Genomic DNA, 12,632 nt, shown 5'->3' on the forward strand with positions numbered 1-12,632 from the left:
CGGAAACGGTTGAAGCACGCCTTAAAATAGCTTGGGCATCTTGTGCTCCTTCCACTTCTTGCGGGTTTTCATCGTCCAGAATTCGGCCACGCCGTTGCGTTGCATACTGATTTGCCAGGCCGCCATGGGTTGGCCCAATTTATAGCCGGTGGCCTGGTCCTGCGGAAACTTCTGCTTGATGAGGGCATAGTCAGCCGCCGCAATATCTTTCCCGACTTCGCCGTGGCAGCGCAGGCACAGCTGATTGTTGAGCACAATGGGCCGCTGGTAAAAGAAAACTTCCTGCGACAGCCGCCTGATGGTCCGCGTCGTGTCGGGCATCATTTCCTCGGCCAGCAGCGGGGCTTGGCGGGCGGGGTTGCGCGGCCGCTCGCTCACGCGGTGGGCCGTGGCTTTGAGCACGCCCGCCAGGGAATCGACGGCGTGGTAGGTTTCGGGCTGGCAAAAAGCCATGGCGCGGGCCACGCCACCGGCGGTCAGCTCACGGGCCAGCGTGCGCCGCAGCAGCGAGTCAGCAGTGGCGGTCAGGGAGTCGCCGGCCCAGCGGGTGGCATGCAGCAGGTCAATGGGCATGATGCGCTTCACCTCCCAGTTTTCGGCTTCAATGCCAATGCGCTTGCTGTCCTTGAGGTGCTCCACCTGGTCGGGGCGGCAGGCGGTGAAGGCCAGAGCCAACGCTGGCAGGGCCATTTTATAGAGCAGGTTTTTCACGAACGCAGGCATGGGAATCAGATTTCAGGCAAAGGTCCGAACCGCCACCCCAACCGCCCAAACCAGGGGCCGGCTACATCAGGTAGGCTTTCAAATCTTCGTAGTTAACCGCCATTGGCACGCTTCGTTTAGCCCGCCCCTGCAAAGCCTGTACCACGGCCGGCAGCGCAATGGCCCGACCCAGGATGGGCTCCACCACATCGGGAAACTTCACGGGGTGGGCCGTGGCCAGAATGAGGCCGCCCGCACCTGCGTGCCGGGCCTGATAGCGCCGCAGTGCCGTGTAGGCCACCGCGCCGTGCGGGTCGAGCAGGTACCCGTCCCGCTCCCATACCTGCCGGATGGCGGCCACCGTATCGGCGTCGCTCACGGTGTCGGCACTAAGGGCGGCGCGCAGCTTGGTCAGGTCGTTATCAAACAGCTCCAGGATGCGGACGAAGTTGCTGGGGTTGCCCACGTCCATGGCGTTGGAGAAGGTGGGCACGGCCGGCCGGGGCTCGTAGGTGCCCGTGCGCAGGTAGGCGGGCACCGGCTCGTTGGCATTGCAGGCTGCGATGAAGTGCCCCAGCCCCAGCCCCGAGGCCTGGGCCAGCAGCCCCGCGCACAGGTTGCCGAAGTTGCCGCTCGGCACCGACACCACTGGCGCGGCGGCCCCCGCCGGCCACTGCTGCATGGCGAAGCAGTAGTACAACTGCTGCGGCAGCCACCGCGCCACATTGATGGAGTTGGCCGAAGTCAGGAAGCGCTTCTGCGCCAGCTCGTGGTCCAGAAACGCCTGTTTCACCAGCGCCTGGCAGTCATCGAACGTACCGCTCACTTCCAGTGCCGTGATGTTCTGGCCCAGGGTGGTGAGCTGCTGTTCCTGCACCGGGCTCACCTTGCCCTTTGGGTACAGTATCACCACTTCCACGCCCGGCACGCCCAGGAAGCCGCTGGCCACGGCCCCGCCGGTATCGCCGGACGTAGCCACCAGAACCGTCACGGGCGGCGTGTCGCCGCGCAGGGCGAAGTGGCCCAGGCAGCGGCTCATAAACCGCGCCCCCACGTCCTTAAACGCCAGCGTCGGCCCATGAAACAGCTCCAGTGCCGATACACCTTCCGCCACCGGCACCAGTGGGAACTCAAAATCCACGGCCTCAGCGCAGATGCGTTGTAAGTCGGCCTCCGGGATGGTGCTGCCCACGTAGGGGCGCATCACGTTGAAGGCCACGGTGGCTTTGCTCAGGCCGCGCAGCTCGCGCAAAAAGCCGGGCGAGAATTTTGGGATGGTTTCCGGGAAATACAGGCCGCCATCCGGTGCCTGCCCGGTGATGGTGGCGGTGCGGAAATCAACCAGCGGCGACTGATGGCGGAGGCTGTAGTATTTCATTTTTATAATGTCCGTTACTGGTAAAAAGCGTGTCATGCAGAGCGCAGCGAAGCATCTTTACCGCGCAACTAACCAATTTTGGTATTGAGTTAAAAATGCTTCGCTGCGCTCTGCATGACGGCATTTTCAGGTTCTCTTTAATCTTCCGAAACCACCCGCGCCCCCGTGGTCCCCACCGGTCCCACGTACACGTTGAACGCAATGTCCAGCTCCGCAAACACGCTGCCCATGGCCGCGCCTACGGCCTGCGCGGTGGCCTCCGTCCGGTTCAGCATAAAAATCGACGGCCCCGAACCTGAGATACCGCCCCCAATGGCCCCCGCTGCCAGCGCCCGCTTTCGCGCCTCGGCCAGACCGGGGATGAGCGGCAGCCGCGCCGGCTCCACGATGTAGTCATCGAGCGAGCGGCCGATTAGGTCGTAGTCGGCCATCATGAACCCGGCTACCAGCCCCGCCACGTTGGCCCACTGCCGCACGGCCAGGCCCAGCGGCACGGTGACCGGTAGCACCTTGCGCGAGTCGCTGGTTTTCACCTCAATCTGCGGATGCACCACGGCCACCCACAGCGGCGGCGCGGGCAAAGCAATGATGTCAATGACCGGCTCCAGCGCCCGCACCACCGTGAAGCCGCCAAAAATGGCCGGCGCGATGTTGTCGGCGTGGCGCGCCCCGGAGGCCACGGCCTCCCCTTCCATCGCAAAATCCACGAGCTGCATTTTGCTGAAGCGGTTGCCCAGCAGGGCATTGGCGCCCACTACGGCACCGGCGGCGCTGGCGGCACTGCTGCCCACCCCGCTGCCCGGCATGATGCCCTTGGTGATTTCCAGCTCGAAACCCACGGCTTCCGGCACCCGCTTTAACAAGGCCAGGAGCGCCACACCGGCCACGTTTTGCAGCGGGTCGGTGGGCAGGTTGTAGGGGTCGTGGTGTTGAATGCGGATGCCCGGCGTAGCGCTTCGCGTGAGGCGGATGATGTCGTAAGGCGCGGCCAGGGTCAGGCCAAATACATCGAAGCCGCAGCCCAGATTGGAGAGCGTGGCGGGGGAATGAACGAGAACGGAATTGGGCATAGAATGTAGCGTGGACTCTGAGAGTCCGCGAATAGAACGAGTTAACAGGTATTGACGCACGCGCGGACTCTCAGAGTCCACGCTACAACCTCGCGGCGCGAATAATGTCCGCGAACACCCCGGAGGCCGTCACTTCCGCGCCCGCCCCAGCCCCCTTCACCACCAGCGGCTGGTCGGTGTAGCGGTCGGTGTAGAAAAGCACCACGTTGTCCTTGCCGCGCAGGTCGTAGAGGTCGTGCCCCGGCGCTACCTGCTGGAGGCCTACGGCGGCGTGCCCATCGGCGTAGCGGGCCACGAATTTTAGGCGCTTGCCAGCCGCCGAAGCCGCCTCATACAACGCCCGGAAGTGGCTTTCGTGCGCCGCCATCTGGGTATAAAAAGCCTCCACGTCGCCTTCGAGGCAGGCGGGCGGCAGGAAGGTGTCGATTTCGATATCCGCCATTTCCATCACCTGGCCGGCTTCGCGGGCCAGGATGAGGATTTTGCGGGCCACATCGGAGCCGCTCAGGTCGAGGCGCGGGTCGGGCTCGGTGTAGCCTTCGGTCTGAGCCTGGCGCACCACGTCGGCGAAGGGCTGGGAGCCGTCGTAGTTATTGAACACGAAGTTGAGCGTGCCCGAGAGCACTGCTTCCATGCGCCGCACCACATCGCCGCTGCGCGTGAGGTCGTTCAGCGTGCCGATGATAGGCAGGGCCGCGCCCACGTTTGTCTCAAACAAGTAGCTGGCGTTAAACTCCTTCGACAGACTTTTGAGCTTGGCATAATGCGCGTATTCCGACGATGCGGCCACCTTGTTGCAAGCCACGATGGCCACGCTCCTGGCCAGCAAATCGGCGTAGATGTCAGCGGCGGCGGGGTTGGCCGTCACGTCCACGAAGATGGAGTTGCGCAGGTTGCGGCCGATAATGAGCTGCGTGAACTCCGCCAGCGTCTGGGCCGGGGCTTGCGCTAGCTCCTCGGGCCAGGCCGTCAGGTCGAGGCCGTTTTCATCCACCAGGCAGTGGCGGCTGTTGGCAATGGCCACCACGCGCACCTGCAAACCCAGCTTTTCAAGCAGGTGCGGCTGCTGACGCGCCAGCTGCTCCAGCAGTTTGCTGCCCACGTTGCCGGGACCAAGGATGAAGAGGTTCACCTGCTTCTTGGTGGCCTCAAAAAAGGCCTCGTGCAGCACGTTGATGGCCTTGCGCACGTCGGCGGCCCGAATCATGGTCGAGATATTCTTCTCCGAAGCACCCTGCGCGATGGCCCGGATGTTCACCCCATTCTGCCCCAGCGCCCCAAACAGCTTGCCGCTGATGCCAGGGTGGTTTTTCATGTTCTCGCCCACCAGCGCCACAATGGCCAGGTCGGTTTCGGGCCGCAGCGGCTCGATGCGGCCAGCCGCGATTTCGGTGGCAAACTCCTCATCTACGGCCACCTGGGCGGGCGCGGCATCCTGCACATTTACCCCCACGCAAATGGAATGCTCGGAGGAGCTTTGGGTGATGAGAATCACGTTGATGCGCTCCCGGGCCAGCGATTCAAACAGCCGCTTCGAGAAACCGGGGATGCCCACCATGCCGCTGCCTTCCAGGTTCAGCAAGGTCAGGTTGCCGATGCTGGAGATGCCCTGCACCACGGCGGGCGTGCGCGGCGGACTCACTTCCACCAGCGTGCCGTAGTCATTGGGGGCGAATGTATTTTTAATCCAGAGCGGAATTCCGCGCTGCATGACCGGCTGAATAGTAGGCGGATAAAGCACCTTCGCCCCGAAGTGCGACAGCTCCATAGCTTCCTGATACGAGATGTGCGCAATGGGCCGGGCGCTGCGCACGAGGCGCGGGTCGGCGGTCATCATGCCGCTCACGTCGGTCCAGATTTCGAGCTTTTCCGCATCGAGCGCGGCCGCCAGAATCGCGGCCGTGTAGTCGGAGCCGCCTCGGCCCAGCGTGGTGGTGGTACCGTGGGCATCAGCCGCGATGAAGCCGGGCACAACCCAAATTTTAGCCGGGTTTTCAGCCTTAAAATTCGCCACCTGCTTTTCCGTCGTGGCCATATCCACTTCGCCCATTCCGAAGCGGGAATTGGTGCGAATGAGCTGCCGGGCATCGGCCCAAATGGCTTGCAGGCCCTGCACCTTGGCCACGGCCGCAATGAGGTGCGACGAGAGCAGTTCGCCGTAGCTCATAAGTTTATCCAGAGTTCGGGTGGATAATTCGCCCAGTGCGAAAATGCCGTTGCACAGGCTGGTTACCTCCCCAAACTGGCTTACCAGCTGGCCTTCGGCGGCCGTGTGGGCGGTAGGCAGCAACTCCTGCACGGCCGTGCGGTGGCGGGCGGCCAGCTGGAGCAAAGTGTCGCGGTAGCCGGCATCGCCTGCAGCAGCAGCCCGGCCCGCGCCAATCAGGGCATCGGTCGTGCCGCCTAGCGCCGACACGACCATGACCACCGGCCCGCGCCCGGCGGCGGCGGCCACAATGGCCAGCGACTTGCGGATATTCTCGGCGGAGGCCACCGATGTGCCTCCGAATTTCAACACTTGCATTGCCGTTTCTGGTTGGTGAAGTTGCGGTGCCGCTTGGGTGGGAAGGGCGAAACCAGAAGAGTTTTAGAGCTTGAACGTAGACGCCCGAGGGCGTAAAAAAAGCTGTTTGGTGAGGCGAGGACCGGGTTGGAATAGCTTCGCTACCAACCCTGCTGGCCCCGGCCGTGCCCAAACAGACGGGCGCAATGTAGGGCCACTGAGGCCATTTTTCGCATGGGTTCGGCCCTTTATTGCCCGCCGTCGCTCAAGGGACAGATTTCTCCGGCCATTCTTGCGAACCAACGTACTGAATAGCGGTGTTTAGAATCCGTATCTTTGCCCACTATTCTGATTATTTCCCGAACACCCGATGCTCGATAAACTAGAAGCCATCAACCAGCGCTACGAAAACGTCAACGAAGAGCTGATGCAGCCCGACGTGATGTCGGACCTGAAGCGCTACAAGTCCCTGAACAAGGAATACAAGGAGTTGGGCAAGATTGTGACGCAGTACCGCAACTACCAGGGCGTGCTCAGCAACATCGAAAACGCCCGCGAAGTCGTGGCCAACGAGAAGGACCAGGACTTCCGCGAAATGGCCAAGGCCGAGCTCGACGAGCTGATGCCCGAGCAGGAGCGCCTCGAAGTGCTCATCAAAGACCTGCTGCTGCCCAAGGACCCCAACGACTCGAAAGACGTCATCATGGAAATCCGGGCCGGCGCGGGCGGCGACGAAGCCGCCATTTTTGCCGGCGACCTCCAGCGCATGTACATGCGCTTTGCGGAGAAGCAGAACTGGAAAATGGAGCTCATCGACGCCATGGAAGGCAGTGCTGGCGGCTACAAGGAAATCATCGTGGCCGTGCGCGGCGAGGATGTGTACGGCAAGCTCAAGTTTGAAAGTGGCGTGCATCGCGTGCAGCGCGTGCCGGCCACCGAAACCCAGGGCCGTATTCACACCAGCGTGGCTTCCATCGTGGTAATTCCCGAGGTGGAGGAATTTGATATCGAGCTGAACATGGGCGATATCCGCAAGGACTATTTCTGCTCCAGCGGCCCCGGCGGCCAGTCGGTAAACACCACATATTCGGCCGTGCGCCTCACTCACCTGCCTTCCGGCCTCGTGGCCCAGTGCCAGGACCAGAAATCGCAGCTCAAAAACTTCGACAAAGCCCTGGCCGTGCTCCGCTCCCGCGTGTACGACATGGAGCTGGCCAAGAAGAACGAAGCCGACGGCCTCGTACGCAAGAGCATGATTGGCGGCGGCGACCGTTCCGATAAAATCCGCACCTACAACTATCCGCAGGGCCGCGTGACGGACCACCGCATCGGCTACACGGTGTATAACCTGGCCAGCGTGATGGAAGGCAACGTGGACGACTTCGTGGAGCAGCTCCGCATTGCCGAAAGCGCCGAGCGCCTACAGGAAGGCGTGACGAAATAAGCGGATTGATTGAACAACCACTCCCCTCCTTGTTTAAGGAGGGGAGTTTTTGCGAAGCAAAAACGGAGGTGGTGCAGTCGTCGCACGACATCCGCACACTTCCCACTAGTCCGTCCCAATACTTTTCCGCCCGGCTGGTCGTTCGGTTGTCGTTCAACGATTTCACCACCCCAATTTCAGCTTCGCTGAAATGTCCCCTCCTTAAATAAGGAGGGGAGTTTGCCCGCCCAACGCCTGCTATGCGCCACCTCTTCCCGCTGTTTCTGGTTCTAAGCTGCCTGCTCACCTTGCTGCCCGGCTGCGAGCCGAAAGAGGATTTGGTGCAAACCTCCGGCAGCCTGGAGTTTGCCACCGACTCGGTGAAATTTGATACGGTGTTTACCACCATCCAAACGGTGACCAAGCGGCTGTGGGTGTACAACCGCAACAGCGGCGCGGTGAAAACCGACGTGAGCCTGGCCGGTAAGCTGGGCACTACCTACTCGCTGATTATCAACGGCGATGCCGGCGCTGCTATCAGCGGCATCACTATCCGGGGCAAAGACAGCCTGCTGGTGCTGGTGCGCGCAGTGCTGGGCGACAACGGCAAAGACAACAAGCCTTTCGTGCTGGAAGACCAGGTAAATTTCCGCACCAACGGTAACGAGCAGAACGTGAAAGTGGTGGCTTTTGGTCAGAATGCCTACTTCCACCGGGCCGACTACATCACGGCCAACACGACCTGGCGCACCGACAAACCTCACGTCATCATCAATGCTAGCCGGGTAATAAACCCACCCCAGCTCGATATTTTTGGAGTTCTTGTGCGCCAGGGCGTTACGCTGACCATTCCCAAAGGAGCCCGCATTTACTCTCACGCTGGCGCTTATATTCAGGTGAATGGCACGTTGCGGGTGAATGACGACTTCGTACCCGGCTCCGGCGCGACCGATACGGTAAAGGCCAACAACCTCAACATCGTCCGTTTCCAGGGCGACCGGCTGGAGCCGTTCTACGCCGACATCCCCAGCCAGTGGGGCGGCATCATTTTCAGCAGCACCAGCCGCAACAACAGCATCCGCTACACCGAAATCAAGAACGCCACGTTCGGCGCGCTGCTCTACAACCGCGAGCCCCAGGCTGGACAGGCGCACCCCAACCTGACGCTGAATAACACCGTTTTTCGGAATATCTCGGGATCGAATGTCTCCTTCGCCAACGCGAACCCCGGCACCGGCGGCGGGGTCATTAGCTACTCCGGTGATGTCACGGCCACTAACTGCCTCTTCACCAACTGCGGCGAATACGCCATGGTGGGCATCGGCGGCACGTATGATTTGAACTTCTGCACCATTGCCAACTACACGCCCTCCTTCCGGCGTGAGACGTCCTCCCTCACGTTCACCAACGTGGACGACGCCCTGAAGAACCCGCCGAAAATGCCCATCAGCGTTACCATTCGGAATTCCATCGTGTGGGGCTCTTTCGATGACGAGTTGTACCTGCAGAACAACGGCGACCCCACTTTCACCTTCAGCATCCTGAATTCGCTGCTTCGCACCAAGGAGTACGGGGCCGCTACTGACGCCACCGGCAAGCCTGGTCTGGCTGATTCCCGCCTCTCAAACATCGTCAACGCAGACCCGCTGTTTGTCCGCACATCGTTCACCAGCAGCCAGACTGATTACTCTTTGCAGGCCACCTCGCAGGCCACCGCACCCCGCCGCCCCAAAGCAGTAGGTTCCACCACGCCCACCCGCGACCTCATCAACCTGCCGCGCAGCCCGAGCATGCCCAGCCTGGGTGCCTACGAGCACAAGTAAGGCCGACGACCTTACTCCACCCGCCCGGCCGCCGAGTAGCGCAGCGTATCGAACAGCACCAGCTTCTGGGTTCCTACCACTTCGTAGGTGCGCAGCTGGCCATTTTCCAGTTGTACGTGCAGCTGTTTTTGAGCTGAGAACAAGGGGTTATTCTGAATGATGGTGGCCGCGATTTCCTGCGGCACTGTGCCCTGCTGCACTACCGATAAGCTGGCTACGGGAGCATTGGGCTGGCCCGGCCGGCGCGTGTAGGTGCGGCGCAGCCGCCCACCGGGCAGCACCACCGAATCCACGGCGTAGGCCCCGCGCAGGGCGGCTTTGTTGATATCAGCCTGGAAAAAAATCTGGAGCTCGTCGTTCCACTTCACGGCGGGCACGCGCACGGTTTCGGGCGCATTGCCGCGCAGGCTGACGTGCTTGGTCACGGCGGCGTGGCGCTGCTCCAGCTGCGCGACTTGCTGCGTGAGCAGGCCTTTCACATCGAAGTACAGCGGGCGGCGGGCGGCGGGCGCGGCCGGGCCGGCCTCGCCGCAGCCGGCCAGCAGCACTATGCCCATCGCCCAACTACCTATTGTCAGGCCGCGCTTACGCATTCGGGGCGGTGTTGGGCCGCAGGATACTCATGCCCGTCATCTCGGCCGGCTTGGGCACGCCCATCAGCTCTAGGATGGTGGGGGCCAGGTCGCCCAGTTTGCCATCAGCCAGAGTGCCGTGGTAGTCGTTATCGACCAAGATGCAGGGCACCAGGTTGGTGGTGTGGGCGGTGTTGGGCGAGCCATCCTCGTTGCGCATAAACTCGGCGTTGCCGTGGTCGGCTATGATGATGCTGGCATAGCCGGCCTCCAGGGCCGCTTCTACTACGGCGCGGGCGCAGGCATCGGTGGTTTCCACGGCCTTCACCACGGCCTCGAATACGCCGGTGTGGCCCACCATGTCGGGGTTGGCGAAGTTTAGCACGATGAAATCGGCCGACTTGGCTTGCAGCTCCGGTATTAGCGCGTCGCGCAGCTCGGCGGCGCTCATCTCGGGTTGCAAGTCGTAAGTCGCCACCTTGGGCGAGGCCCGCAGAATGCGCGTTTCGCCCTCAAACTCGTTTTCCCGACCACCCGAGAAGAAGAACGTGACGTGCGGATACTTCTCGGTTTCGGCAATGCGAATCTGCTTCTTGCCGTGCGATGCCAATACTTCGCCCAGCGTGTTGTTCAGGTTGTCCTTCTCGAAAATGGGCGTCACGCCCACGAAGGTGTCGTCGTAGTTGGTCAGCGTCAGGTAGTGCAGGTTTAGGCGCTGCATCTGGAAGGCGTTCATGTCCTGCTGCGTCAGCACTTCCGTGATTTCGCGGCCCCGGTCGGTGCGGAAGTTGAAGCACAGCACCACGTCGCCGTCCTCGATGGTAGCCAGCGGCTGGCCATCGGCCCCGGTTTTCACGATGGGCTTCAGAAACTCATCCGTCACGCCTTCCTTATACTGCTCCTGAATAGTTTGAATCAGGTTTTGCGACGGCGTGCCGATGCCATTTACCAGCAAGTCGTAGGCAATTTTCACCCGCTCCCAACGGCGGTCGCGGTCCATGGCGTAGTAGCGGCCCACCACCGAGGCGATTTTGGCCCCGCTGCGCACCATCGATTCTTCCAGCTCGTTCACGAAGCGCACGCCGCTCTTGGGGTCGGTGTCGCGGCCATCGGTGAAGGCATGCACGAACACGCGCCGCACGCCCGCCTCGTGGGCAATGGTGCAGAGCGCCTTCACATGGTCGATGTGCGAATGCACCCCGCCATCGGAAAGCAGGCCGATGAGGTGCAGCGGCTTATCATTGGCAATGGCGTACTCGAAAGCTTTCACTAGCGCGGGCATCTGGCCCAGCTTGCGCTCCCGGATGGACTTGCCGATGCGCACCAGCTCCTGGTTGACCACGCGGCCGGCCCCGATGTTCATGTGGCCCACTTCGGAGTTGCCCATCTGGCCTTCGGGCAGGCCCACGGCTTCGCCCGAAGCTTGCAGCGTGCTGTGCGGAAACCGCTGCAACAGCTCGTGGAAGAACGGCGTACTAGCCGCGTCTACTGCCGAAACCGCCGTATTCGGAGCAATGCCCCACCCGTCCAGAATTACCAATAATACCTGCTTACTCATGCCGCAAAGATACGGCGGGTCCGCGCCTCTGGTTGAAATTTTCTACCTTTGTGCCCGCTTTGAGTCGGGGTTCTTTCCAACTGTTTCCCGTCTCACTTAAAGCCATGCATTACTTACTGGCACCATTTTCGCTTGACTCTTCCCGCGTATGACGCACTTATTACCCTTATAATGAAACGCTATTTAATTAGGACTCTATTCCTCGGATGGTTGTTCCTGCTCGGCTCTGTGGCGGCTCACGCGCAGGCTGATAACCTTGGGGCCGTTCGGTCGGCATTGCGCAACGGCTCTTCCCGCGAATTGTCGCAGTACTTCGCCCCGACCGTCGAAATTGGCTTCGATGGTGGTGAAAAAAACATCTACAATTCGACGCAAGCCGAAATCGTGATGAAGGACTTCTTCTCGAAGAATTCTCCCAGTACATTCGAATTTATTCACCAGGGCCAGAGTAGTGAAGGCATTCAGTACGCCATTGGGCGCTATACGGGCCGTGGCGGCTCCTACCGTGTGTACGTCAAGCTGAAGCCTTCGCGCGGTGTACCGGTGATTGACACGCTGGATTTCACGAAAGAATAACCTTAGCCCCGCCCCTCACAGGTCGGGGCTTTTTCGTGGGAATCTTCTGCTTTACTGACCGCCGCAAGGGCCGTACCTTTGCGCCGTGCAAACCCTCTCTGCTCCCCATTCTTATCTTACGCCCGAAGCGCTGACCACCTTCATCCGCACGGCTTTGGCCGAGGACGTGGGCGACGGCGACCATTCGGCCCTAGCCTCCATTCCGGCCGATGCCCGCAACCGCGCCCACCTGCTGGTGAAGGGCGAAGGCCTGCTGGCCGGCATGGCCCTGGCCCCGCTCATCTTCCAGGAGGTAGATGCCTCGCTGGTCATGACGCCCCTGCTCGCCGACGGCGACCGGGTAAAACACGGCGACATCGCCTTCACAATAGAAGGCCCGGCCCGCAGCATCCTCACCGCCGAGCGCCTGGTGCTCAACTGCATGCAGCGCATGAGCGGCATCGCCACCTACACGGCGCACCTAAACACGCTCATTGCCGGCACCAATGCCCGGCTGCTCGACACGCGCAAGACCACGCCCAACTTCCGCATCTGCGAGAAGTGGGCCGTGCTGATTGGCGGCGGCGTGAACCACCGCTACGGGCTGTTCGATATGATTATTCTCAAGGATAATCACGTTGACTACGCGGGCGGCATTGCGCAGGCCATTGCAGCCACGCACGCCTACTTGGAACGCACCGACCGGCAGCTGCCCATCGAAATCGAAACCCGCTCGGTGGCCGAAGTGCAGCAGGCGCTGGACGCGGGCGGCATCAACCGCATTATGCTGGATAACATGAACCCCGACCAGCTGCGCGAAGCCGTGGAACTCATCGCCGGCCGTTTTCCAACGGAGGCCAGCGGCGGCATCACCGAGAAAACCATTGCCGAAGTGGCCCGCACCGGGGTCGACTACATTTCGGTGGGTGCCCTCACGCACTCCGTTAAAAGTCTAGATTTGAGCTTAAAAGCCTATTAACCGTCATGCAGGGCACAGCGAAGCATCTTGCGTGTTCAAGTAATCCAATCGATTGATTTACTGCTGCAC

At 61.4% G+C, this 12,632-nt stretch carries 10 protein-coding genes; 4 read left to right on the forward strand and 6 right to left on the reverse strand.

Going from position 1 to position 12,632, the window contains the following annotated elements; genetic code table 11:
• Positions 1-21: 21 nt before the first annotated feature.
• The 4 genes from ACVWYF_RS06345 to thrA form a co-directional block, all read right to left on the reverse strand.
• Complete coding sequence (locus ACVWYF_RS06345) at positions 22-723, reverse strand: c-type heme family protein (RefSeq protein ID WP_457065774.1); 702 nt, start codon at positions 721-723, stop codon at positions 22-24.
• Positions 724-784: 61 nt separating this feature from the next.
• Positions 785-2,080 (reverse strand): threonine synthase, encoded by a 1,296-nt coding sequence (gene thrC, locus ACVWYF_RS06350; RefSeq protein WP_457065776.1) that lies wholly within the window; start codon positions 2,078-2,080, stop codon positions 785-787.
• A 137-nt stretch (positions 2,081-2,217) separates the two neighbouring features.
• Entirely contained in the window at positions 2,218-3,150 is a 933-nt protein-coding gene (locus ACVWYF_RS06355) for a homoserine kinase (protein ID WP_457065778.1), read from the reverse strand.
• Between the two features lie 82 nt (positions 3,151-3,232).
• Positions 3,233-5,674, reverse strand: coding sequence for a bifunctional aspartate kinase/homoserine dehydrogenase I (gene thrA, locus ACVWYF_RS06360; protein ID WP_457065780.1), 2,442 nt, complete (start codon positions 5,672-5,674; stop codon positions 3,233-3,235).
• Positions 5,675-6,023: 349 nt separating this feature from the next.
• Here thrA and prfA point away from each other — a divergent pair, with 349 nt between their 5' ends.
• Complete coding sequence (gene prfA, locus ACVWYF_RS06365; protein WP_457065782.1) at positions 6,024-7,097, forward strand: peptide chain release factor 1; 1,074 nt, start codon at positions 6,024-6,026, stop codon at positions 7,095-7,097.
• 239 nt (positions 7,098-7,336) lie between these two features.
• Positions 7,337-8,899: a hypothetical protein gene (locus ACVWYF_RS06370; protein ID WP_457065784.1), complete on the forward strand. Its 1,563-nt coding sequence runs from the start codon at positions 7,337-7,339 to the stop codon at positions 8,897-8,899.
• Positions 8,900-8,910: 11 nt separating this feature from the next.
• Here ACVWYF_RS06370 and ACVWYF_RS06375 read toward each other — a convergent pair whose 3' ends face one another.
• Both ACVWYF_RS06375 and gpmI read right to left on the reverse strand, forming a co-directional pair.
• Positions 8,911-9,492: a hypothetical protein gene (locus ACVWYF_RS06375; RefSeq protein WP_457065786.1), complete on the reverse strand. Its 582-nt coding sequence runs from the start codon at positions 9,490-9,492 to the stop codon at positions 8,911-8,913.
• Positions 9,485-11,029, reverse strand: a complete 1,545-nt coding sequence (gene gpmI, locus ACVWYF_RS06380; protein ID WP_457065788.1) for a 2,3-bisphosphoglycerate-independent phosphoglycerate mutase — start codon at positions 11,027-11,029, stop codon at positions 9,485-9,487. The genes ACVWYF_RS06375 and gpmI overlap by 8 nt, the downstream gene beginning before the upstream one ends.
• A gap of 171 nt (positions 11,030-11,200) precedes the next feature.
• Here gpmI and ACVWYF_RS06385 point away from each other — a divergent pair, with 171 nt between their 5' ends.
• Entirely contained in the window at positions 11,201-11,605 is a 405-nt protein-coding gene (locus ACVWYF_RS06385) for a DUF4783 domain-containing protein (protein WP_457065790.1), read from the forward strand.
• 85 nt (positions 11,606-11,690) lie between these two features.
• Positions 11,691-12,563: a carboxylating nicotinate-nucleotide diphosphorylase gene (nadC, locus tag ACVWYF_RS06390; protein ID WP_457065792.1), complete on the forward strand. Its 873-nt coding sequence runs from the start codon at positions 11,691-11,693 to the stop codon at positions 12,561-12,563.
• Positions 12,564-12,632 lie beyond the last annotated feature (69 nt).

Source organism: Hymenobacter sp. UYAg731 (assembly GCF_054061335.1).

Bases quoted from the DNA above. Each gene is read 5' to 3' on its own strand.
- ACVWYF_RS06345 (WP_457065774.1), bottom strand. From the start codon at position 723: ATGCCTGCGTTCGTGAAAAACCTGCTCTATAAAATGGCCCTGCCAGCG.
- thrC (WP_457065776.1), bottom strand. From the start codon at position 2,080: ATGAAATACTACAGCCTCCGCCATCAGTCGCCGCTGGTTGATTTCCGC.
- ACVWYF_RS06355 (WP_457065778.1), bottom strand. From the start codon at position 3,150: ATGCCCAATTCCGTTCTCGTTCATTCCCCCGCCACGCTCTCCAATCTG.
- thrA (WP_457065780.1), bottom strand. From the start codon at position 5,674: ATGCAAGTGTTGAAATTCGGAGGCACATCGGTGGCCTCCGCCGAGAAT.
- prfA (WP_457065782.1), top strand. From the start codon at position 6,024: ATGCTCGATAAACTAGAAGCCATCAACCAGCGCTACGAAAACGTCAAC.
- ACVWYF_RS06370 (WP_457065784.1), top strand. From the start codon at position 7,337: ATGCGCCACCTCTTCCCGCTGTTTCTGGTTCTAAGCTGCCTGCTCACC.
- ACVWYF_RS06375 (WP_457065786.1), bottom strand. From the start codon at position 9,492: ATGCGTAAGCGCGGCCTGACAATAGGTAGTTGGGCGATGGGCATAGTG.
- gpmI (WP_457065788.1), bottom strand. From the start codon at position 11,029: ATGAGTAAGCAGGTATTATTGGTAATTCTGGACGGGTGGGGCATTGCT.
- ACVWYF_RS06385 (WP_457065790.1), top strand. From the start codon at position 11,201: ATGAAACGCTATTTAATTAGGACTCTATTCCTCGGATGGTTGTTCCTG.